Source organism: Pseudomonas sp. FW305-E2, assembly GCF_058782925.1.
Genome location: NZ_JBYSYE010000009.1, coordinates 1 through 23180 on the forward strand (window position 1 = coordinate 1; position 23180 = coordinate 23180).

Consider the following 23180-nt stretch of genomic DNA (forward strand, 5'->3'; position numbering starts at 1 on the left):
CCGGTCGATTACAGCGAGAACGACCGCATTCTCAACAGCGAGCTGCGTGAGCGCGCGCTGGCGGTGTAAGCCCTGACGACCTTATCGCTGTAAGCCGGCACCCACAGGTATCTCAGATCCTGTAGGTGCCGGCGGGTGGTAGATGGCAACCACTTCACGCCTGTTGCAATTGATCATTCTCAGGTTCTCTACTCATGGAGAACCCGAGAACATGACTATTGGTTCGACACACAACCCTCCTGCCGATCTGGCCATCGACCCATCACTGCCTATGCAGCCATGGGCCGCACGTTTCCCTAATCCCCCGGATCTCTGCTTCGACTACCGCCGGCTTCTCGAACAAGATCAGGTTGGGAAATAACGGCGTACGGGTCATTTTGTAGGGGGAGTCCTACTGCCATTATGTGACTTTCCTTTGGTCCCATAGGACTCTCCTGACTGTCGCTCCCTGGCCCAACATCGCTTTACTGGCGTCCTTCCAAAACAACCACAAAAAGGAAGCCGCCATGTCTGAATCCTGTTCCCCCGTCAGCCCCGTACGTATCGCTGTCATCCAGTACGACCCTCAGGTCGGTCTTGAGCACTGTGAGAGCAACGTGAGCAGAGGTCTGGCATTGGCCCGGCGCGCAGCACGCGAAGGTGCCAACCTGATCGTACTGCCTGAACTGGCCAACACGGGCTACACCTTCAACTCCCGTGCCGAAGCCTATTCCCATGCGCAGGTGCTGCAGGACGGCCCTTGCCTGAAAACCTGGGCCGACTTCGCCAAGCAGTACCAAGTATACCTGGCTGCGGGGTTTGCCGAATGTGACGGGCTGAAGCTCTACGACAGTGCTGTACTGTTTGGCCCCGAAGGCCTGCTCGGGCACTACCGCAAAGCGCATCTGTGGAACCAGGAAAAGCTTTGGTTCACCCCTGGTGACCTGGGGTTCCCGGTGTTCGAGACGCCTATCGGCCGTATCGGCCTGCTGATCTGCTGGGACATCTGGTTCCCGGAAGTACCACGGGTGATGGCCGCGCAAGGTGCCGACATCATCTGTAGCCTCAACAACTGGGTATGGACCCCGCCGCCTTTGTTCGATGACGCAGGGCGCTGTATGGCCTCGTACCTGACCATGACGGCAGCGCATGTCAACAACGTTTATATCGCCGCCGCGAACCGTGTCGGCAGCGAGCGGGGCGGGCGCTTCCTGGGCTGCTCGCTGATCGCCGGTACCCATGGCTGGCCGATCGGCGAGGTGGGCAGTGCAGAAGCCGAGGAGATCATCTATGCCGATGTCGATTTGAGCAGTGCGCGCTCGGCACCGATCTGGAACAGCCTCAACGACCTGCCAAGAGACCGGCGCACCGACCTCTACGATGCCACCCTTGGCTATCGCTTGCATGCACCTATGCCACGCTGAGGAGTTGCGAATGAACACGCGCTTCTTCTCACGACAGCAGCATTGGCTTGTGTTGATGTTCGGCTGCCTGCTGGTGTTTTTCGCTGCAAGCCTTGCCCATGGCCAATGGCTGGATTATGCACAGAGGGTGGCGACGCTCGATGAGCCGCTCAGCCGCTTGCGCTGGATTGTTGGTGATATCAGTGAAGTGGCTTTCTACAAGCACGAACTGCCCGCGCTGGGCTTGCTGCTGGGCGCGTGCCTGGCGCACTGGGCGCAGGTGCGAGGGTACCGCTGGCAGGGCTTTGCCATTTGCTATGGCAGCGGATTATGGCCATGGGTGTTTACCAGCTCGCTCTTGGGCTTGCTGCTTAGCCATGCGTTGTGGGGATGGACCTTGGCCAGTGGCATCTGGCAACCAACGTTCGTTGCCTTCGTGTCATTGCCGGCAGCCATGGTCTTGCTTTTTGGTGCGGGCTGGCGGGTGACGATCACGGGGGCGCTACTGGGGGCTCTACTGGTAACACCGGCCAGCCTGCTGATGGTCAATTACCTGTGTTATCCCCTGCAGTTGCCCATGGTAGTGGGCAATGTGAGTGGCATGGCTGTGGCAAGCGTCGTGGCCTTCATCCTGTGCAAGCGCTTTCCTTCATGGGTACGCCAATGCCGTGAACCCACCGTCGTGGAGCCGGTTGTCAATCAGCCTGACTACGGTGTGGTCTGGACTTTGCGGCGCGTTCTGGCCGACTTCAGCGAAGCCCCATTCTTTGGTAATGAATTGGCCAGCCTCGGGCTACTGCTGGGTGTGTTGCTGGCTTACCTGTTGAGCCCGGCTGCACTGTCCTACGGTTCTATGCTGGTGATGCAAATAGTGGCCGGGCAGGCCCTGGCATCCCTGGTCGGGGTTGTATGCTGGCGTGGACAGTGGAAAGCCCGTGGGTGGTACCCTACCTACATTCCGATTGTGTCGATCGTTCCGGCCGCGGTGTTGACACATGGCGGCAGCTGGCAAGTGGTGGTGGCCAGTGCAGTGCTGGGTGCACTGGTGGCTCCGCCGCTGGCAGTGGCGATCACTCAGCGGTTGCCGGCCTATGTGCATGGCTACATCGGCAATGTGGTGTCGATGGCCATCTGCACGCTTGGCATTGTGCCGGTAGTCGGGTTGATTGTGGGGGGAGAAGCATGAGCGAACATTCGAGCCTGCCCAGGCTGTCGATCGCTACTCTGGGCGGCACGGTCAGTATGCGGGCCGGTGCTGTCGGGGATGGTGTGACGCCAAGTCTGGATTGTGAGCGGCAACTGCTTCAGGTTCCACAGTTGCGCGAGATGGCGCAGTTGAACGTTGCTTCATTGTGCCTGCTCCCCAGTGCATCGCTGGGCTTCGCGACGTTGCTGGAGGTGCTGGCATGGGCCCGGGGCGAGGTGGAGCGCGGAGCTCAGGCCTTGGTATTGAGCCAAGGGACCGACAGCCTTGAGGAAACGGCCTATTTCCTGGATCTGCTCTGGCCATTCGATGCGCCATTGGTGATGACCGGTGCCATGCGCTCGGCGAGTCAGCCGGGCAATGATGGGCCGGCCAATTTGTTGGCTGCGGCTCAGGTTGCATTGGCACAAGACAGCCGTGGGCGAGGTGTGCTTGTGGTCATGAATGATCAGGTCCACTGCGCGGCAAGGGTTCGCAAGACGGCCAGCCTGGCGATGGCGGCATTCGAGTCGCCCGGATGTGGCCCGTTGGGCGACGTTGTGGAGGGTGTTGTGTTGTATCGCCATCCGCCCGGGCGACGGAAAGTGTTGCCGTTACCGTATCGCACCGACCAGCGCGTTGCCCTGCTGGAAGCCTGCCTGGATGCGGACACGGCGCTGCTGCGGGCTGTGGCCACATTGGGTTATGAGGGGGTGGTCATCGCCGGTTTCGGTGCTGGGCATGTTTCCGCTAGTTGGTCCGAAGTGCTGGAACACCTGGCGCCCACCTTGCCGGTCATGGTTGCTACGCGCACAGGTAGGGGGCCTACAGCCCGGGCAACCTACGGGTTTGCTGGTGCAGAGATCGACCTGCAGAAAAAAGGCGTCTACATGGCTGGGCAACTCTGCCCGCGCAAATGCCGCATCTTGCTGTGGCTGCTGATAGGCACCGACCGGCAACATGAGCTGCAGGACTGGTTGCAGCCCTGAACCATCTGCCCGCGCGGGCGTTCGCGCGGGCAGCCCTTCCGGCGTTGCTGTGCTAGGGTGCACACACTTTTGCTTCCCAGGATTCTTACCCATGCTCCCCGTACTCAGCGAAAAAGAACTAGACCGCCTCGAAGACCTGCTGATCACCTATGGCAATGACTACTCGGTGCTGGACCTGGCCGAGCTCAATGGCTTTTTCGTCGCACTCGCCAGTTCGCCGATCACTGTCCTGCCGGAACAATGGCTGCCGGCGGTAGCGGGTGGCAAGGTACCGAAGTTCAAGAAGCCCGCCCATGAGGAGGCCTACACGGCATTGATGCTGCGTTATGCCAGCCAGGTGGCAGAAGAACTGAGCAATGAGGTCGACCAGTTCGAACCGCTGTTCGAGGAACGCGAATGCGAGCAGGGCACTGTGATCGTGATGGAGGAGTGGTGTTTCGGCTACATGCGCGGTACCCAGGTGGCCGGTTGGGGCGAGTTGCCACCGGAGCAGGCCCCGCTCCTCAAGGCCATTTCGCTACATGGGTTGGAAGATAACTTCGAGCTGCTGGACCAGATGAGCGATGAGGATATCCAGGCCTGTGTGCCGCAGGTGGTCGAGGCTGCGCGTGGGCTGTACCGACATTTCAAAAAACTGCACTGATCGGATCGTAGGCTAGCGCTCACCTGCAGGCGCCAGCGCAAGTGTTTGGAAACCATTATTCCGCCCTGCGAAATTATGGTTTCCCCTGCGCACTGATTCTGCTGCCAGCCGATCCAGTGCAGCATGTGCTCCATCAGCCCCATCCCGGCGCTGACCAGGAGCCAAGCCCATGTCGAACCCGATCAAGCTCTACAACTTCCCCAAGTCTGGCCATGCCCATCGCATCGAGTTGATGCTCTCGCTACTGAACCTGCCCACCGAGCTGGTGTTCGTCGACCTGGCCAAAGGCGCGCACAAGCAGCCGGACTTCCTCGCCCTCAACCCGTTCGGCCAGGTTCCGGTCATCGATGACAACGGCACGGTGATTGCCGACTCCAACGCCATCCTCGTCTACCTGGCCAAAAAATATGACAACGGTGCCTGGCTGCCCGAAGAACCTGCCGCCGCCGCCCGTGTGCAACGCTGGTTATCAGTCGCTGCCGGCCCGCTGGCCTTTGGCCCGGCCGCCGCCCGCCTGGTCACGGTGTTCGGGGCTTCATTCAATGCCGACGAAGTGATTTCCCGTGCCCACACCTTGCTCAAGGTGATCGATGCCGAGTTGGCGAAGACGCCATTCCTGGCGGGTAGCACACCCACGATCGCGGACATTGCCAACTACTCCTACATCGCTCACGCCCCCGAAGGCAACGTGTCGCTGGAGCCCTATGCCAATGTGCGCAACTGGCTGGCGCGGATCGAGGCGCTGCCGCGTTTCGTCCCCATGCCGCGCACCGTGATCGGGCTGCAAACCCACGCCTGAAACCCCGCCATCGCGAGGAACGCCGCCATGCAACAATCTCCTGATCACCGCCCCTCGCCCTGGCATACGGGTGAAAAGACCCTGCAGGAAAAGGTCGGTGTAGCAGAACGCATGGAGGCGTTCGGGCAAAAGGTCATTCGTGACCACATGCCCGACCAGCACCGAACGTTCTATCACCAGTTACCCTTCATGGTCGCCGCCAGTGTGGATGCCCAGGGTCGGCCTTGGGCCACGCTGCTGGAGGGGCCAGAAGGGTTCGTAAGCTCGCCCGACCCCCGTATGCTGACGATCCACACCACGCTGCCAGCAGATGACCCCGCCACCCCCGGGTTGGCAGCCGGGCAGGCGGTCGGCCTGCTGGGGATCGAACTGCACACCCGTCGGCGCAATCGCATCAACGGGCAGATCCGTCACGCTGCCCAAGGGCAACTGCACGTGGCCGTAGAGCAGGCGTTTGGCAACTGCCCGCAGTACATCCAGTTGCGTGACTACACCCGCGTCACCGAACCCGCCCTCGGGCGCATCGATGCGACAACACTGGATACCTCAACCGTCAGCATGATCCAGGCGGCCGATACCTTCTTCGTCGCCAGCTATGTCCAGCATGCTGACGGCCAGCGCTCGGTAGATGTCTCTCACCGGGGTGGCCGGCCAGGGTTCATCAAGGTCGAAGGCAATCGGCTCACGATTCCCGACTATGCTGGCAATCTGCATTTCAACACCTTGGGCAACCTGGTGGTCAACCCGCGGGCCGGCTTGCTGTTCATCGACTTCAATAATGGCAATGTGTTGCAACTGTACGGGCGTGCCGAGGTGCTGCTGGACAGCCCGGCCATCCAGGCCTTTGAAGGGGCTGAGCGGTTATGGACACTGCAGGTCGAGCAGGTGGTGTGGCGTCCGGCAGCCGTTGCGCTGCGCTGGGCTTTCAAGGAATACGCGCCGACCAGTCTGATGACCGGTACTTGGGCCGAGGCCGATGCGCGCCTGGAGCAGCGGCAACAACAGCGCCAATGGCTGGCCTGGCGGGTGCTGCGGGTGGAGCAGGAAAGCCGCGACATCCGCTCGTTCTATCTCGAACCACCGGCAGGCTGCCATGTGGCCTTTGCCCCTGGCCAGCATCTGCCTGTGCAGGTGCCGCGTGATGGCGAGCCGGCGCTGATCCGCACCTACAGCCTTTCAAGTGCCCCCGACGATGGATTCTTGCGCATCAGCGTCAAAGCCCAGGGCCCGGCTTCGCGGTATTTGCATGAGCACGTTGTGGCCGGCGAGGTGTTGAATGTGCGGTCTCCGATGGGCAGCTTCACGCTTGATCAGCAAAGCACGCGCCCGTTGGTGCTGATCGGCGCGGGGGTGGGCATCACGCCGTTGCTGGCCATGCTGCGTCAGCAGTTGAGGACGGGGCAGGCCCGGCGCATTCATCTGTTCCATGGCGCACGCAGCCTGGCCGACTTGCCGTTCCAGCAGGAACTGGCGACCTTGCAGCAACAGGCTGGCGAACTACTGCATATACACCGCGCCCTGAGCCAGCCTGAAGGGCACGCGCAGGTCGGTCGTGATTACGAGTTTGCCGGCCGGTTGGGTATCGAACAGGTCAAGGCAACGCTGGCGTTGGACGACTACGATTTCTACCTGTGTGGGCCGGGCAGCTTCACCCAGCAGCTTTACGAAGGGCTGCGTGGGGTGCATGTGCCGGATGCGCGGATTCACGCCGAAGCGTTTGGCCCGTCGACGCTGCGGCGGCACAGCGACGCAGACCAGCCAATCTTGCAACAGCCGCCTGCCGCCGACGAACCGGTGCCGGTGTATTTTGCTGCGTCGGCCAAGGAGGCTCGCTGGGTGCCCGGTAGCGGCACCTTGCTGGAACTGGCCGAGGCGCGTGGGCTGGCACCGGAGTTCAGTTGCCGGGGTGGTTCGTGTGGTACCTGCAAGACCCGGCTGGTGAGCGGCCAGGTGCATTATCCGAATCCGCCGGCAGAGTTGCCGGAAGCAGGGTCGGTGCTGATCTGTTGTGCTGTGCCAGCGAAGGGGGAGGAGGGGACGCAGGCGTTGGTGCTGGATGTCTGATTCAAGCCAGTCGTAGGAACGGGCTTGCCCGCGAAGAGGCCGGCACAGCTAACACCACGCATCCAGATGAACGATAATCCGCACGCCCCATTACCCTCAGGAGCCCGCATGGACCAGATCCACCTGATGAAGGTATTCGTCGCCGTCGGCGAGCTGGAAAGCTTCGCCGCGGCTGCCCGCCGTCTGGACATTTCTGCGGCCGCCGTCACCCGCGCCGTCAGCGCCCTGGAAGAGCAGCTCGGGGTCAAACTGTTGCTGCGCACAACACGCAGCGTGCGTCTGACCGAGGCCGGCGGCCGCTATCTGGAAGACACCCGGCACATCCTCGCCAGTATTCACGAGGCCAATGAAGCCGCTGCCGGCATCAATGCGACGCCCAGGGGCGACCTGGCGGTGACCGCGCCGATTTTGTTCGGCAAGAAGTTCGTCATGCCGTGCATTGTCCGTTACCTGCAGCAGTACCCGGAAGTCGACGTTTCCGCGTTTTTTCTCGACCGCGTGGTGAACATGGTCGAGGAGGGCATGGACGTGGCCGTGCGCATCGGGCCGTTGCCCGACTCCGGGTTGAAGGCGTTGCGGGTGGGCAGGGTGCGGCGCATGTTGTGTGCCTCACCCGACTACCTGGCGCGCCATGGTGTGCCGAAGCACCCGTCGGACCTGGCCGGGCATGCGATAATCGGCACCACCAACCTGTCGCCGCGGGCGGGTTGGCGCTTCGGAGTGACCGACGAGCCGACCTTGGTGCGCATGAAGCCACGGCTGACGGTAACCAGCAATGACGGGGCAATCGCAGCTGCCAGCGGCGGGCTGGGGATTGCCCGGCTGCTGTCGTACCAGGTGGCAGACGAACTGGCCAGCGGGCAGTTACAGGTGCTGCTGGCCGAGTACGAAGAGGCGCCCTGGCCCATTCATGTGCTGCACCGCGAAAGCAAGTACGGCTCGGCCAAGGTCAGGGCCTTTATCGACATGCTGGCGCAAGACTTGCGCGATCAGCAGCTGGATTGAGGTCGTGCAGCGCGTCGAGAAATGGCGCCAGACAATGTTCGCTATCGTGACGGCCCTTTTTCAGGCAGCCCGCTCACAACGCCCGATACTGCATCCTGAACCCCAGGGTCATTGCCTCCCCCCGGTTCAGCAACCGCAACCCTGGTCGCCCTGGCAGGTGATGCGCATTGATTGGGTGGCTAACAGGTTCAAAGCAGAAAAAACCTTGCCCCTGCGGGCAATACAGCAAGAAGTGTTCGGCCCCATTGGCACTGCACGCCAGTCGATAACCCGCGCTGGGCTGTTCGATCACGCACTCGCCTGGCCAGCCACCGAAGGCGTGATCAACCACTGTCTCGGGTAAACGTCCCATGGCATTGAAGCGCCATTGTTCGGGCACCTCGGCCTGGTACGACGGCAACCGCCCATCCTCGGCCAGCCACACTTTGCGTGCCGATGCGTACAACTTGGTATCGGGATACCGCGGAAAGTAAGGGTGCAACCCCAACCCGTACCAGTTGGCCGACTCATCCAGATGGGTTATATGCAGGTCCAGGTTCAGGCACCCCTCATGCAGATACACATCCAGCGTGGCCCGGTAAGCAAACGGCACAGCACTGTCTAGCGTCAGCCGTGCTCGCTGTTCACTGTGGTGCTCCACCTGCCAGGGCTGCTGCCAGGCACTGCCATGGATCGGGTAAGGGTCATGCCCGGTATTGGGTGCCAGTGCCTGCCACCCCTCGGGTCGGGCAAAGCCACCCTCGCCAATGCGGTTGGACCAAGGCACCAGTGGGTAGCAGGCGAGGCGTCGTGGCGTACCACTTTCCAGTGCGGCCAGGTCGGAATGGCGCAGCAGCGCTTGCCCGGTCGCTTTCACTTCCCAGTTGACCAGGCTGGCGCCCAACTCCGGAGCCAGGCTCAGGCGGGTCAGGCGGTCCTGCAGGTGCAGTTCGGTCGCAGGCATTCAAGGCTCCATTTAAATGAACGATCAATTGGCCCGACGGTAGGTGAGCAGCACGATGCCGCACACCACCACCGCGCCGCCGAGTAATTGCAGGGTGCCGAGTTGCTGGTCGAGCAAGGCCCAGCCCAGCAGTAGCGTGGCGATGGGTTCGACGTTCATCACGGGTGCGTTCTGCGCCATGTTCAGCCTTGGCACACAAACGAACAGCAAGGTGAAGGCCAAGCCATACAGCACTACCAGGCTGGCCAAGGCCGCCCAGCCACTGCTGCTGCCTGGCAGTGACAAACCGGACGGCATCACGCCGCTTGCGCCTGCAACCAGCATGCTGGAGAACACGATCAGCAAAGTCAGCAGGCTGCGCACGGGGCCGCGCACGCTGGCCAGTTTATGGTCGGTGATCCACAAGGCGCAGGCAAAGGCACAGGCGGCGCCGAAGGCCAGGCTGACCCCCGGCACCCAGTGCGGGTTGGCCGCAGCGCTGTCGGCCAGGCGTGCCGGGACATCCAGCGCCAGCACCAGGCCGCACAGGATCAGGCCCATGAACAGTACGGTGCGGCCCGTGGGGCGTGCGCCGCCCAGCGCCCAGGTGAGCAGCGCCAACAGCATCGGGAAGGTGTTGCCCACCAGCAGTGCCAGAGCCACCGGAATACGCGCCACCGCCGAGTACAGGCAGAGGCTCTGGGTGGCAATCAGCAAGCCGAGCAGCAGCTGCCAGCGGCGCGCACCAGCGGGCAGGGCCAGGGCCTGACGTTGCCACAGCAGCAGCCCGGCCAGTACCAGGAAGGTGATGCCAGAGCGGCAGAGGATGGCCAGCAGCACGCCGGTGCCGTCATCGAAGGCGATGCGCGCGGCGATGTGGTTGCCGGCGAATGAACAGGCCAGCAGGGCGAGCAAGGCGATGGCCAGTTTGCGGGGGAAAAGCGGTACAGCCGAGGAGGGGACAGCCATGTGCAGGATCCATTTGCAAGAGCCCAGGGGCCGCCAAGCGGCCCCCGGTCATAATTACAGCACCACGCTAGGCAGCCACAGCGAGATCGCTGGAATGTAAGTCACTGCCATCAGCACCAGGAACAGCGCCAGGTAAAACGGCAGCAGCGCCTTCACCGTCGACTCGATGCTCACCTTGCCAATGGCCGAGCCCACGAACAGCACCGCGCCCACCGGTGGCGTTATCAGGCCGATCCCCAGGTTTACCAGCATGATCATGCCAAAGTGCACCGGGTCCACGCCGATACCGGTAATCACCGGCAGCAGGATCGGGGTAAGAATCAGGATCAGCGGCGCCATGTCCATCACCGTGCCCAGCAGCAACAACATGAAGTTGATGCACATCAGGATCACGTAGCGGTTGTCCGACAGGGTCAGGAACGCCGTGGTGATCTTCGACGGGATCTGCATCAGCGTCATTACGTAGCCGAAGCTGGCGGCGAAGCCGATCAGGATCATCACGATGGAGATGGTCCGTACTGTGCGGTGCATCAGCTTGGGCAGGTCGCGCCACTTGTAGTCGCGGTAGATGAACATGGTCACGAAGAACGACCACACCACCGCCACGGCTGCCGATTCGGTGGCGGTGAACACCCCCGACAGGATACCGCCGAGGATGATGACCATGGCCATCAGGCCCCACAGCGCCTCACCGGCAATTTTCAGCGCCTGGCGCAGCGGGATCACTTCGCCCTTGGGGTAGTTGCGCTTCTTGGCGAACAACAGGCACAGGCCCATCATCACCGCGCTCAGCAGCAGGCCGGGCATCACCCCTGCCATGAACAGCGAGGCGATCGATACCGTGCCGCCCGCCGCCAGCGAGTACAGCACCGAGTTGTGGCTAGGCGGGGTCAGCAACGCCTGCACCGAACCGCTGACGGTTACGGCGGTGGAGAACTCGCGGGGGTAACCCTTGCGTTCCATCTCCGGGATCAGCACCGAGCCCACCGAGGCGGTATCGGCTACCGACGAGCCGGAAATCGCGCCAAAGAAGGTCGAGGCCATGATGTTGACCAGCGACAGCCCGCCACGCACGAAGCCCACCAGCACTCCGGCAAAAGCCACCAGCCGCCGCGACATGCCGCCTTCGGCCATGATCGCGCCCGCCAGCACGAAGAACGGAATCGCCAGCAGCGAGAACTTGTTAACCCCACTGGCCACCTGGATCATCATCGCCTGCAGCGGGATGTCGATCCACCAGGCGCCGATCAGTGCCGACAGGCCCAGGGCGTAGGCTACCGGCATGCCGATCAGAATCAGCACGATGAAACTGCCCAACAGAATGAACGCTTCCATTTACGCAGCTCCTTCGTTTTCTTCGACCAGATCAAAGCGCACGACCTTGCGGTTGCTCTGATCGCCCAGCAGGAGTTTTTCCAGCACGAACACCAGCGTCAGCACGCCGCCGACCGGGATCGGCGCGTAAGTCATGCCGACCCGCACACCGGGCAGCGAGGCCAGCGACTGGTTCCAGGTGGTGATGCACAGCCGGGTGCCGTAATAGGTCATGAACACGCACACCACGATCATCAGCAGTTGTACCAGCAGGGCGACCAGCTGGCGCTGCAGCGGCGGCAAACGGTCGGTAATCATCCCCACCGCCATATGCGCCCCGGCGCGATAGCTGGCGGCGGCACCAACGAAGGTGAATACCACCATCAGCAGGATCGAGACTGGCTCTGGCCAGCTGGAGCCGGTGCCCAGCACGTAGCGGGCGAAGATGCCCCACGGGATGATCAGCGTCATGGCCAGGATCGACAGGCCCGCGATCCAGATACAACTGCGGTACAGCGTGTCGTTCACGCTCAGGAAAAGCGATTTCATAGGCATCACCAAAGCGGCAGGGCGGCGGCGGCCGCACTGCCGAGGTCGTCTTGGAAGGGGCTGGTATTACTGGACGGCGTCGATACGCTTCATCAGGTCGGCGTACTGCGCGCCGTACTTCTCGCGTACCGAGGCGGTGGCGTCATAGAACGGCTTCTTGTCGACGGTGATGAACTCGACACCGGCGGCCTTGAGCTTCTCTTCGCTGGCGGCAGACTTGGCGTCCCACAGCGCGCGCTCTTCCATCTGTGCTTCGCGCGCGACCTTTTTCACCAGCACCTGCTGCTCGGGAGTGAGCTTGTTCCAGGTGGTCTTGGACATCACCACCGGCTCCGGCAGGATCAGGTGGCCGGTCAGGGTGTAGTACTTGGCGCTCTGGAAATGGTTGTGCTCAAGCAAGGTCGGCGGGTTGTTCTCGGCGCCATCGATCACCCCGGTTTGCAGGGCACTGAAGATTTCCCCGGTGTCCATGGCGATACCGTTGCCGCCCATGGCGTTCATCATGTCGATGAACAGCGGGTTGCCCTGTACGCGAATCTTCATGCCTTTGAGGTCTTCCAGGCTGCGCACCGGCTTTTTGGTGTAGATGCTGCGCGAGCCGCCGTCCATCCAGGCCAGGGCCACCAGGTTGAAATCGGAATTGGTGATCTTGTCGAGGATCTCCTGGCCGATCTCGCCGTCGATAATCTTGCGCATGTGATCATGGTCGCGGAACACGAACGGCATGTTGAACACGTTCACATCCGGTACGACAGGGCCGACGATCCCTAAGCTGACGCGGGTCATCTGCACGGCGCCGATCTGAGCCTGTTCGATCACTTCCTTCTCCGATCCCAGCACCCCGCCGGCGAACATCTTGAAGGTAATGTCGCCATTGCTGGCCTGTTCCAGCTTTTTACCCATGTTCTGCTCGGCGACCACGGTCGGGTAGCCGGCCGGGTGGATTTCGGCGAACTTGATGTCCAGCGCCGAGGCGGGCATGGCCACGCTGAAGGCGAACGGGAGTACGGCAAGAAGCAGCTTGCGTTTGAACGTCATGATGAAACTCCGTGGTTTTTATTATCCGGTTTCGGGCGTGCAAGTGTGGGTGTGGCAGTGGGGCTCAGCCCCGGTAGGCAGGTTCCTCCAGGCCCTTGGTGCCAGGGTTGAGGGCAAATACCCCGCCAGCCAGTGGCTGGTCGCCGAGGTCGATGCCCGCGGGGCGGATCGAGGTGACGTACAGGGTGTCGAGGTTGGCGCCACCAAAGGCGCACATGGCCGGCTTTTTCACCGGCACGCTGAGCGAGCGGTCGAGGCGCCCGTCAGGCGTGAAGCGGTGAACTTGCCCGGCGTCGTTGCCGCAGATCCAGTAGCAGCCATCCTGGTCGATCGCGGCGCCGTCGGGGCGTCCTGGGTAGCCGCGCATGTCGACGAACAGCCGTTTGTTGTGCGGCGTGCCGCTGTCGGTGTCGTAGTCGAAGGCCCACACCTTTTGCACGTTGGGGTGCGAGTCGGACAGGTACATGCGCTTGCCATCGGGGCTGAACGCCAGGCCGTTGGGCACGATCATGCCGTCTTGCTGCAGGTGCAGGTGGCCTTCGCCGTCATGCCGGTACAGCGCACCCACATGGGCGCCTTGCTGCATGTCCAGCAGCATCGTGCCGGCCCAGAAACGGCCCTGGCGATCGCAGCGGCCATCATTGAAGCGCATCCCGCCCTGGGCATGCTGCAGGCTGGCAAGCAGGCGGCTATCCAGGCGGCCATCGGCTTTGGCCTGGATCTGGTAGATGCCGCTTTCCATGCCTGCCACCCAGCCTTGGCCGCTACGGGCAATGCAGGCGAGCATTTCGTCGCCTTGCCATACTTGGTGCGCGCCATCGGCGGCCTGCCAGCGGTGCAACTGGCGGGCGGGAATGTCTACCCAGTACAAGGCCTGTTCACCGGGGTGCCACACAGGGCTTTCGCCGGTACCGTTACGGGCGTCGACGATCAGTTCGCAGTTCATGGCCGTGCCTCCTGGCGTGGGGTCAGTTGAACGGGCCGGTCACGGCGAAAGCGCCGCCCTGGTAGACCATGCTCGGGTCATCGGCGGGGGGGGCCGGTTGTGCCTCCACGGCTGCGCGGAAGGCTTCCGAGCTGTCCTTGGGCACATAGCCCAGGTGCGCGGCATGGCGGTTGTCCCACCACACGGTGCGATTGTCGGAGGCGCCGTAGACGATGGTATGGCCAACGTCGGGCGTCGATAGCCCACGTTCGATCAGTTGCACCAAGTCGTCATAGCTCAGCCAGGTGCAGAGCATGCGCGGGTTCTGTGGCTGCGGGAACGACGAGCCGATGCGAATGCTGACGGTCTCGATGCCGTAGCGGTCAAAGTAGAAGCTGGCCACATCTTCGCCGTAGCACTTGGACAGCCCGTAATAGCTGTCGGGACGGCGCGGCGCGTGAGCATCGATGCGCTCATCCTGGCGATAGAAACCGATGGTGTGGTTGGAGCTGGCGAAGATGATGCGCTTGACCCCATGCTTGCGCGCCGCCTCGTACACGTGGAACACGCCGCAGATATTGGGGCCGAGAATCTCTTCGAAGGCGTGCTCGGTAGAAACCCCGCCGAAGTGGATGATGGCGTCCACGCCTTCGACCAGTGCATGCACCGCAGCCTTGTCGGCCAGGTCGCAGGTGATGACTTCCTCATGCGGGCCAGCAGCAGGCGCCATGGGGCTGATGTCGGAAAGGCGCAGGACCTCGGCGTAGCCTTTCAGGCGTTCGCGAAGGACCTTGCCCAGGCCGCCTGCGGCTCCGGTGAGCAGCAGGCGATTGAAGGGGGTAGTGGTCATGGCCGGCTCTTGTTGTTAGTTGTTGTAGGTTGTCGTATGACTTGGGTGATTATTGGCGGTGGTTCTGTGTGTTGTCAATGAGGCTTGGGCGGCTTTTGCCGGCCTTTTCGCGGGTAAGAAAAGGCGAAAGGCCTGCGCGGTCGCCCGTAGGAGCGGGTTTACCCGCGAATGGGCCAGGCCTGCTGGCCAATCTCCACCCGCCGTTCACCGTCGCCGCCACCACCGTATTCGCGGGTAAACCCGCTCCTACACCTGATCAATGGTGGACACAGGTCGGTGGTTGGGCGCAGGCCGTCGTGTAGGAGCGGGTTTACCCGCGAAGAGGCCAGGCCTGCTGGCCAATCTCCCCCCGCCGCTCACCGTCTCCGCCACTACCGTATTCGCGGGTAAATCCGCAGGTCTTGATCAGAGCAACGACAATGGGTAGTTGAAGATCAGCCGGTTCTCATCAAACTCGTTATTGCTGTAATCCCGGCGAATCGACGAGTTACGCCATTTCACACTCAAATCCTTGAATGCCCCGCTCTGGATCACATACGCAAGCTCCGTTTCACGCACCCACTCCTTGCCATCGGTCACCCCCCCGCTGTGCACATCGCGCCCGCTGATGTAGCGGTTCATCAAGGTCAGCCCTGGCACCCCGACGGTGACGAAGTTGAAGTCATGGCGTACCTGCCACGAACGCTCGTTGGCATTGTCGAAGCTGGAGTTGTAACTGTCGTTGGCCAAGGTCCCGCCACTGGTGCCGTTTACCCGCATCCAGGTATCACCATCGACTTTCTGCAGCCCCACCCAGAAGGTGCTGCCACCGTACTTGGCCGAGAACATCCCCGAGTAGGTCTTGTTGTCCAGCTGCCCGGCGCGTTCGGAGCCGTCCTCGTCGCCATGGAAGTAGCCCAGGTTCGCACCCAGGGTCCAGTCACCCACCGGCTGGCTGTGGCTCAGTTGCAGGTACTGCTGCTGATACACGTCCTTGAGCACCGCATTCCACAGCCCGACCAGGGTACGGTCCTTGTTGAACTTGTACTCGCCGCCGACGAAGTTGAAACGGTCCGACACGCCGCCGCCGTAGCTCATGTCTTCCATGCTGGCGTCGTTGCGCGGGCTGTTGCCGCGGAACTGCCCACCGTACAAGGTCAGGCCGGCAATCTCGTTGGACGTAACCTGGCCGCCACGGAACGTCTGCGGCAACGAGCGACCGTCGTCCGAGCGAAGAATCGGCAGCACCGGCATCCACTCACCGATTTTCAGCTCGGTCTTGGAGATGCGAGCCTTGCCTGCCACCGCCAGGCGCCCGTAATCGTCAGCAGGCTTGCCATCGTCATGGCGTGGCAGCAACGCCGTGCCATAGGTACCGCCACCGCCGTCGAGTTTGACCGACCACAGCCCCAGCACATCCACGCCGAAGCCGATTGGCCCTTCTGTGAACCCCGAGCGGGCATCGAGAATGAAGCTTTGCGTCCACTCCTCGGCCTTGCTCTGTGGGTTGCTGGGGTTGGTGAAGTTGCGGTTGATGTAGAAGTTGCGCAGCCCGAGCGTGGCCTTGCTGTCCTCGACAAATCCCGCAGCCAGGCTGGTGCCCGGCAGGCCGGCGATAACCCCGGCGCCAAGCAGGGCGAAGGGCAGGGTGTGGCAGATTTTCATTATTGTTGTGCTCCCTAAGGGTGTGGCAGCCCGTCCACCGGGCACGCGCAAGCGGCCTGCGGCAGGGGCGGGTAGATAACGGGCCGGTCAGGGCCAGGGGTGAATGCGCGGCAACCGGGCGCTACGTACTGGCAGGTTTACGCGAGCTGGCCGGGGGAAGAGGGGTATGCAACAGACGTAGGTGTAGCGGGATGGATGTCGACATGAGTTCGTCCACTGATTGTTGTTTTTGTTATGCGTTGTCGTACAACTGTGGGCGATTATTAGCAAGGGGGAGGAGGGCTGTCAACGGCTGATCGCAGAGCAAATAGGGTACTAGACGCCAAAAACTGAGCGGCAGAGGCTCTACCCTGAACGCGCTGCAGACATACTACAACTGCCATGCACCATGCCACGCACGTACACGATCTACTGGTAGGAGCGGGCTTGCCCGCGAACACGGGTAAAGCCCGTGCCATCCACCCCATTGGCCGCCTCGCACCGCAAACCGGGGGCAGGGTTAAAAATCAAATCGTAACTGCGGTGGCCCCATCCCCGAGCCTGCGCTATCTTCAGATCTGGCCTCGCCCTTGACCACGTAGACTGGCATGTCCAGTCCCGGCATCCTTGCTGGTGCCGTACCCCTCCTGTCGGCAGGGGCGAGGCCTCTTCATTTGAAGGGAATGGCGCTGTGGTCACTTCCGGCAGACAAACTGCCATTGCAGAATAGCCAAGATCAGTGCATTGTAATGACAATCGTCTTTACATGAGGGCTATGTCATGGCTTCTATCAATATCCGCGTCGACGACGATCTCAAAGCCCGCGCCTACAAAGAGCTCGATCGCCTCGGTGTCACCCCCTCCGAACTCATGCGCCAGGCCCTGCAATATGTAGCTGAGCGGGGCAAGCTACCCTTCCGGCCGGTCCTGATGACCGAGGAAGATGAAGACCTCATTGCCACTGTACAAGAGCGGCTTGCTTCTCCGCAGCGCGTGAGGGTAAAGCTGGATGACCTATAGCCTCGACTTCGATGCCCGCGCATTGAAAGAGTGGAAGAAGCTGGGCGATACCGTGCGTCAGCAGTTCAAGAAGAAACTGGCAGAGGTCCTGCTGAAACCTCGAATCGAGGCAAACCGCCTTCACTCGCTGCTAGATTGCTACAAGATATAGCTTCGCAGCAGCGGGTATAGGCTGGTTTATCAGGTCATTGACCAAGAGATCGTGGTTTTTGTCGTCGCTGTCGATCGCCGTGAAAGAGACCAAGCTTACAAAAAGGCTGCTGAGCGCCTTGAGTAGGCTTCAAGGATTTGGCGGTCCCAGGTCGCAATCTCAAGGTAAATCACCGCCTCAAAGCCAGAGCTCTGCTCCGGTGGGAGCGGGCATGCCCGCGAAGAATCCGACTCGGTGTATGGCACCGGCTGCGCCGGTGTTCGCGGGGGGTCAACGCCTCGATGAACCCGCACAGGTCCCCCATCAGCCCATAGGGCTCATTGCCAAGTCAGGCAGACCAGCTTGCCAGGTAACCCCGGCAAACTGCGATCTCTGTAGGAGCGGGTTCACCCGCGAAGAGGCCAGCACAGGCAATAAATGGTCCCCTGTTCACATGGGCCTTCGCAGGGGCGGTCTTTTATAGGATTAAGAAATCAATCTTCGTAACTGACGTCAGGACTCTCGGGGAAAATCATAAAAAAGGCTGCCAATCGGCAGCCTTCTCGGTGCTCAGCCCGGACGATCAGTCCCAGCTCAACGCCCCACCCGTCTGATACTCGATCACCCGCGTCTCAAAGAAGTTCTTCTCCTTCTTCAAGTCCATGATCTCGCTCATCCATGGGAACGGGTTGGTAGTCCCTGGGTACTCTTCTTTCAAACCAATCTGGGTCAGACGACGGTTGGCGATGAACTTGAGGTAATCCTCCATCATCGCCGCGTTCATACCCAGTACACCGCGTGGCATGGTGTCACGGGCGTATTCGATCTCCAGCTGGGTTCCTTGCAGGATCATCTGGGTCGCTTCTTCCTTCATCGCCGCATCCCACAGGTGCGGGTTCTCGATCTTGATCTGGTTGATCACGTCGATGCCGAAGTTCAGGTGCATCGACTCGTCACGCAGGATGTACTGGAACTGCTCGGCCACGCCGGTCATCTTGTTGCGGCGGCCCATGGACAGGATCTGGGTGAAGCCGCAGTAGAAGAAGATGCCTTCCAGGACGCAGTAGTAGGCGATCAGGTTGCGCAGCAGCTCTTTGTCGGTTTCGACGGTGCCGGTGTTGAATTCCGGGTCGGAGATGGCGCGGGTGTACTTCAGGCCCCAGGCGGCTTTTTTAGCGACCGACGGGATCTCGTGGTACATGTTGAAGATCTCGCCTTCATCCATGCCCAGCGACTCGATGCAGTACTGGTAGGCGTGGGTGTGGATCGCTTCTTCGAAGGCCTGGCGCAGGATGTACTGGCGGCACTCCGGGTTGGTGATCAGGCGGTACACGGCCAGGGCCAGGTTGTTGGCAACCAGCGAGTCGGCGGTGGAGAAGAAGCCGAGGTTGCGCATGACGATGCGGCGTTCGTCTTCGGTCAGGCCGTCCTGGCTCTTCCACAGGGCGATGTCCGCGGTCATGTTGACCTCTTGCGGCATCCAGTGGTTGGCGCAGCCGTCCAGGTACTTCTGCCAGGCCCAGTCGTACTTGAACGGTACCAGCTGGTTGAGGTCGGCGCGGCAGTTGATCATGCGCTTTTCATCGACTGCCACGCGGGCCGAGGAGCCTTCCAGCTCGGCCAGGCCTTCGGCAACGTCGAGGGCGTCGAGGGCAGCCTTGGCACGTTTGACGGCTTCGGAGTCAGAAGCGGTGGCCGCACGGGCCTCCAGGGCGGCGGCACCACCGGCGCTGTCGAGCTTGTCGAGGGTGGCGGCGGCAGCGGCCTGCGCAGGGGTGTTGCCTTTGGCGGCTACTTCGCCGTCTTCTTTGTCGAATTCGTCCCAGCTCAGCATGGTTTGGCTCCTGCTTGAGGGTCGCCCTGGGGCAACCGGTTGGATTTAAAGAATGTGATGCCTGACGCAAGGCCGTAACGGCGAATGGACAGCTCGAGAGGCTGACTCTCGTTTACATCTGAATGTGTTCTGGCTTGTACCTGGCCAGGCCTCTGGGAGGGGCCAGGACAATTGAATAGGTGCTCTTTTCAGAGGGCGCAAAGTATACCGGAATTCACCTTCGATCGGGGCGCATGTGTTGCCGGCGAGGGTAACTTTTTCGACCGGTTTGGCGTGCGTCCGTTCACGAAACAGGTGGCTTCTTCTACGGGGGGAGAGTGTAGCGCCAACCTATATGTTGTGCCAGTTTAAATTTAAAGGCACATCATATGGTGTTTATTGAGGGCTTTGTTGGCGAAGCCGGCCTCACCGCGGGCTAGCCGGCGGTGAGGCCAGCTACCACTAGCTACGGTGGGTATACAGCGTTTCGACAATGTGTGTCTTGGGGTGCTTGCGTGCCTGTTCCACTGAGGTGAAACGGCCGGTTTCTGCGTTGCGACCAATCTTGCGAGATGCCAGTTTTTTCCGCGCCATGGGCGTACATCCTTTTTTGAGAGGTCCTGTTCTTTTACCGAGCTGCGTGAACAGTGGGCAAAGGGCAAGGTTTCTCTGAGGCGCGGATACAAAAATGCCGCGCGGGGCACCCGTAGGCACCCCGCACGGCATTCAGGCCTTACTGGCAGGCTTCGCAGTCAGGCTCGTCGATCGCGCAGGCCTTCGGCACTGGCGCTGGGCCGGCTGCCTGGACCGGGGCGCTGTCGCCACCGCTGGAAACGGCGTTGAGCTTGCCGGTGTTGATGGTCGACTTCTCGGTGCTGGTTGCGGCCAGGGCACGGAGGTAGTAGGTGGTTTTCAAGCCACGGTACCAAGCCATGCGGTAGGTCACGTCCAGCTTCTTGCCCGAGGCGCCGGCAATGTACAGGTTCAGCGACTGCGCCTGGTCGATCCACTTCTGGCGACGGGAAGCCGCGTCGACAATCCACTTGGTCTCGACTTCGAACGCAGTGGCGTACAGGTCTTTCAGCTCTTGCGGGATACGCTCGATCTGCTGTACCGAACCGTCGTAGTACTTCAGGTCGTTGATCATGACCGAGTCCCACAGGTCGCGGGCCTTGAGGTCGCGAACCAGGTACGGGTTGATCACGGTGAATTCGCCCGACAGGTTCGATTTCACGTACAGGTTCTGGTAGGTAGGCTCGATCGACTGCGACACGCCAGTGATGTTGGCGATGGTCGCGGTTGGCGCGATGGCCATGATGTTCGAGTTACGAATACCTTTCTGTACGCGGGCACGTACCGGCGCCCAGTCCAGGGTTTCTTCCAGGTTGACGTCGATGTACTTCTGGCCACGGGCCTCGATCAGGATCTGTTGCGAATCCAGCGGCAGGATGCCCTTGGACCACAGCGAACCCTGGAAGGTCTCGTAGGCGCCGCGTTCATCGGCCAGGTCGCAAGAAGCCTGGATGGCGTAGTAGCTGACCGCTTCCATCGACTTGTCGGCGAACTCGACGGCTGCATCGGAACCGTAAGGAATGTGCTGCAGGTACAGCGCGTCCTGGAAGCCCATGATGCCCAGGCCGACCGGGCGGTGCTTGAAGTTCGAGTTACGCGCTTGCGGCACCGAGTAGTAGTTGATGTCGATCACGTTGTCGAGCATGCGCACGGCGGTGTTCACGGTACGCTGCAGCTTGGCAGTGTCCAGCTTGCCGTCGACGATGTGGTTCGGCAGGTTGATCGAGCCCAGGTTGCAGACTGCGATCTCGTCCTTGTTGGTGTTCAGGGTGATTTCGGTGCACAGGTTCGAGCTGTGGACCACGCCCACGTGCTGCTGCGGCGAACGCAGGTTGCACGGGTCCTTGAAGGTCAGCCATGGGTGGCCGGTCTCGAACAGCATCGACAGCATCTTGCGCCACAGGTCTTTGGCCTGGATGGTCTTGAACACCTTGATCTTGTTGTACTCGGTCAGGGCTTCGTAGTACTCGTAGCGCTCTTCGAAGGCCTTGCCGGTCAGGTCGTGCAGGTCTGGCACTTCCGAAGGCGAGAACAGGGTCCACTTGCCGTCATCGAAGACACGCTTCATGAACAGGTCAGGGATCCAGTTGGCGGTGTTCATGTCGTGGGTACGACGGCGGTCATCACCGGTGTTCTTGCGCAGCTCGATGAATTCTTCGATGTCCAGGTGCCAGGTTTCCAGGTAGGCACATACAGCGCCTTTGCGCTTGCCACCCTGGTTCACGGCAACGGCGGTGTCGTTGACCACTTTCAGGAACGGGACGACGCCCTGGGATTTACCGTTGGTGCCCTTGATGTACGAGCCCAGTGCACGGACCGGGGTCCAGTCGTTGCCCAGGCCACCGGCGAATTTCGACAGCATGGCGTTGTCGTGGATCGCGTGGTAGATGCCCGACAGGTCGTCCGGCACGGTGGTCAGGTAGCAGCTGGACAGCTGCGGGCGCAGGGTACCGGCGTTGAACAGGGTCGGGGTCGAAGCCATGTAGTCGAACGACGACAACAGGTTGTAGAACTCGATCGCACGGGCTTCCTTGTCCTTCTCTTCCAGCGCCAGGCCCATGGCCACACGCATGAAGAACACCTGCGGCAGCTCGAAGCGCACGCCATCCTTGTGGATGAAGTAGCGGTCGTACAGGGTTTGCAGGCCCAGGTAGGTGAACTGCTGGTCGCGCTCGTGGTTGATCGCCTTGCCCAGTTTTTCCAGGTCGAAGTCGGCCAGGGCCGGGTTCAGCAGCTCGAACTCGATACCTTTGGCGACGTAGGCCGGCAGGGCCTTGGCGTAAAGGTCAGCCATCTCGTGGTGGGTAGCGCTGTCGGCTACATTCAGGAAGCCCAGGCCTTCGGCGCGCAGGGTGTCCATCAGCAGGCGGGCGGTAACGAACGAGTAGTTCGGCTCGCGCTCCACCAGGGTACGGGCGGTCATCACCAGGGCGGTGTTGACGTCCTTGATGGCCACGCCGTCGTACAGGTTCTTCAGGGTTTCGCGCTGGATCAGGTCGCCATCGACTTCGGCCAGGCCTTCGCAGGCTTCGCTGATGATGGTGTTCAGGCGGGCCATGTCGAGCGGCGCCAGGCTGCCGTCGGCCAGGGTGATGCGGATGCTCGGGTGCGGCTCGACCACGGCGTCGGTGTTGGCGCGAGTGGCACGCTCCTTGGCGCGCTGGTCACGGTAGATCACGTAGTCGCGGGCGACTTTCTGCTCGCCGGCGCGCATCAGGGCCAGTTCGACCTGGTCCTGGATTTCTTCGATGTGGATGGTGCCACCCGATGGCATGCGACGCTTGAACGTTGCGGTAACCTGTTCGGTCAGGCGCGCGACGGTGTCGTGGATGCGCGACGAAGCGGCGGCGGTGCCGCCTTCAACTGCGAGGAACGCCTTGGTGATGGCGACGGTGATCTTGTCGTCGGTGTAAGGGACGACAGTGCCGTTACGCTTGATCACGCGCAGTTGGCCGGGGGCGGTGGCAGCCAGATCCTGGTTGGAATCGGCGGCCTGCGGCACCTGGGCCTGCGGGTTCTCGCGAGTTGTGTCGGTTTGCATGGGTGGGTGTCTCCACAGTTTCTATATTGTTCAGGCGCCTTATGGGCGCCCACCGTTCCGTCCACTTGCTCGATAACCTCGCGGGGATGCGCAATGCATGCGCATCCGCCCGCGCGGGCGTACCGACTTCGGGACAGACTCAGGAATAAGGGGCAATGGCTTGCCGCTCCCTGGCCGAAGTCAAAGGTTCTGGGCCGAGCCCAAAAACTGTTGCTGATGGGTGCCAGGCCTGGCCTGCAACACCCATGCCCGAACAACGCCCTGAAAGAGCTTGCCTCGGTCGCCTCCGCAGGAGCGGTTTGGCTGCTGAAATCACCTGAAGTTCCACCCGAAAAATCGCTTGATCTTG

20 protein-coding genes and 1 pseudogene are annotated in these 23180 nt (G+C 61.6%); 10 read left to right on the forward strand and 11 right to left on the reverse strand.

The window, feature by feature from the left end:
- From AC3WLP_RS10355 to AC3WLP_RS10390, 8 genes are all read left to right on the forward strand, one after another.
- A partial coding sequence (locus tag AC3WLP_RS10355; RefSeq protein WP_370464298.1) for a hypothetical protein occupies nucleotides 1-69 on the forward strand: 69 nt, incomplete at its 5' end.
- A 437-nt stretch (nucleotides 70-506) separates the two neighbouring features.
- Nucleotides 507-1403: a nitrilase family protein gene (locus tag AC3WLP_RS10360; RefSeq protein ID WP_088513457.1), complete on the forward strand. Its 897-nt coding sequence runs from the start codon at nucleotides 507-509 to the stop codon at nucleotides 1401-1403.
- A gap of 10 nt (nucleotides 1404-1413) precedes the next feature.
- Nucleotides 1414-2568 (forward strand): hypothetical protein, encoded by a 1155-nt coding sequence (locus tag AC3WLP_RS10365; RefSeq protein ID WP_088513456.1) that lies wholly within the window; start codon nucleotides 1414-1416, stop codon nucleotides 2566-2568.
- Nucleotides 2565-3554 carry an asparaginase gene (locus AC3WLP_RS10370; protein WP_088513455.1) on the forward strand — a complete coding sequence of 330 codons (990 nt, stop codon included), beginning with the start codon at nucleotides 2565-2567 and terminating at the stop codon, nucleotides 3552-3554. The genes AC3WLP_RS10365 and AC3WLP_RS10370 overlap by 4 nt, the downstream gene beginning before the upstream one ends.
- Nucleotides 3555-3645: 91 nt before the next feature.
- Complete coding sequence (locus AC3WLP_RS10375; RefSeq protein WP_014860612.1) at nucleotides 3646-4197, forward strand: UPF0149 family protein; 552 nt, start codon at nucleotides 3646-3648, stop codon at nucleotides 4195-4197.
- Nucleotides 4198-4366: 169 nt separating this feature from the next.
- Entirely contained in the window at nucleotides 4367-4996 is a 630-nt protein-coding gene (locus tag AC3WLP_RS10380; protein WP_012051444.1) for a glutathione S-transferase family protein, read from the forward strand.
- Between the two features lie 27 nt (nucleotides 4997-5023).
- Nucleotides 5024-7060 carry a pyridoxamine 5'-phosphate oxidase family protein gene (locus tag AC3WLP_RS10385; protein ID WP_088513454.1) on the forward strand — a complete coding sequence of 679 codons (2037 nt, stop codon included), beginning with the start codon at nucleotides 5024-5026 and terminating at the stop codon, nucleotides 7058-7060.
- A 108-nt stretch (nucleotides 7061-7168) separates the two neighbouring features.
- Entirely contained in the window at nucleotides 7169-8065 is an 897-nt protein-coding gene (locus AC3WLP_RS10390) for a LysR family transcriptional regulator (RefSeq protein ID WP_003254840.1), read from the forward strand.
- A gap of 73 nt (nucleotides 8066-8138) precedes the next feature.
- On the opposite strand, the gene AC3WLP_RS10395 is transcribed toward AC3WLP_RS10390, so the two are convergent.
- The 8 genes from AC3WLP_RS10395 to AC3WLP_RS10430 all read right to left on the reverse strand — a co-directional run bounded on the left by AC3WLP_RS10395 (nucleotide 8139) and on the right by AC3WLP_RS10430 (nucleotide 16276).
- The gene (locus tag AC3WLP_RS10395; protein ID WP_088513453.1) at nucleotides 8139-9008 is read right to left on the reverse strand and encodes an aldose 1-epimerase; all 870 of its coding nucleotides are present in this window, start codon (nucleotides 9006-9008) and stop codon (nucleotides 8139-8141) included.
- A gap of 24 nt (nucleotides 9009-9032) precedes the next feature.
- On the reverse strand, nucleotides 9033-9956 hold the full coding sequence (locus AC3WLP_RS10400; RefSeq protein WP_003254835.1) for an EamA family transporter: 924 nt from the start codon (nucleotides 9954-9956) through the stop codon (nucleotides 9033-9035).
- A 54-nt stretch (nucleotides 9957-10010) separates the two neighbouring features.
- Nucleotides 10011-11291, reverse strand: coding sequence for a TRAP transporter large permease (locus tag AC3WLP_RS10405; protein ID WP_014755560.1), 1281 nt, complete (start codon nucleotides 11289-11291; stop codon nucleotides 10011-10013).
- Nucleotides 11292-11819, reverse strand: coding sequence for a TRAP transporter small permease (locus AC3WLP_RS10410; protein ID WP_003254832.1), 528 nt, complete (start codon nucleotides 11817-11819; stop codon nucleotides 11292-11294). It lies immediately after the preceding gene.
- A gap of 66 nt (nucleotides 11820-11885) precedes the next feature.
- Complete coding sequence (locus tag AC3WLP_RS10415) at nucleotides 11886-12857, reverse strand: TRAP transporter substrate-binding protein (protein ID WP_012051448.1); 972 nt, start codon at nucleotides 12855-12857, stop codon at nucleotides 11886-11888.
- 64 nt (nucleotides 12858-12921) lie between these two features.
- The gene (locus tag AC3WLP_RS10420; RefSeq protein ID WP_088513452.1) at nucleotides 12922-13803 is read right to left on the reverse strand and encodes a glucurono-1,5-lactonase; all 882 of its coding nucleotides are present in this window, start codon (nucleotides 13801-13803) and stop codon (nucleotides 12922-12924) included.
- 22 nt (nucleotides 13804-13825) lie between these two features.
- Nucleotides 13826-14632 (reverse strand): NAD-dependent epimerase/dehydratase family protein, encoded by an 807-nt coding sequence (locus AC3WLP_RS10425; RefSeq protein ID WP_012051450.1) that lies wholly within the window; start codon nucleotides 14630-14632, stop codon nucleotides 13826-13828.
- Between the two features lie 405 nt (nucleotides 14633-15037).
- The gene (locus AC3WLP_RS10430; RefSeq protein ID WP_012051451.1) at nucleotides 15038-16276 is read right to left on the reverse strand and encodes an OprD family porin; all 1239 of its coding nucleotides are present in this window, start codon (nucleotides 16274-16276) and stop codon (nucleotides 15038-15040) included.
- Between the two features lie 759 nt (nucleotides 16277-17035).
- Here AC3WLP_RS10430 and AC3WLP_RS10435 point away from each other — a divergent pair.
- Both AC3WLP_RS10435 and AC3WLP_RS10440 read left to right on the forward strand, forming a co-directional pair.
- On the forward strand, nucleotides 17036-17275 hold the full coding sequence (locus AC3WLP_RS10435) for a type II toxin-antitoxin system RelB/DinJ family antitoxin (protein WP_003254825.1): 240 nt from the start codon (nucleotides 17036-17038) through the stop codon (nucleotides 17273-17275).
- Nucleotides 17265-17552 (forward strand): annotated as a pseudogene (locus AC3WLP_RS10440) (type II toxin-antitoxin system RelE family toxin). The gene AC3WLP_RS10435 and the pseudogene AC3WLP_RS10440 overlap by 11 nt, the downstream one beginning before the upstream one ends.
- Before the next feature lie 436 nt (nucleotides 17553-17988).
- Here the strand turns inward: AC3WLP_RS10440 and AC3WLP_RS10445 are convergent.
- The 3 genes from AC3WLP_RS10445 to AC3WLP_RS10455 form a co-directional block, all read right to left on the reverse strand.
- On the reverse strand, nucleotides 17989-19239 hold the full coding sequence (locus AC3WLP_RS10445) for a ribonucleotide-diphosphate reductase subunit beta (protein WP_003254823.1): 1251 nt from the start codon (nucleotides 19237-19239) through the stop codon (nucleotides 17989-17991).
- A gap of 441 nt (nucleotides 19240-19680) precedes the next feature.
- A complete protein-coding gene (locus AC3WLP_RS10450; protein ID WP_003254821.1) occupies nucleotides 19681-19812 on the reverse strand; it encodes a hypothetical protein in 132 nt (43 codons plus the stop codon).
- Between the two features lie 139 nt (nucleotides 19813-19951).
- Entirely contained in the window at nucleotides 19952-22831 is a 2880-nt protein-coding gene (locus AC3WLP_RS10455; protein WP_012051455.1) for a ribonucleoside-diphosphate reductase subunit alpha, read from the reverse strand.
- Nucleotides 22832-23180 lie beyond the last annotated feature (349 nt).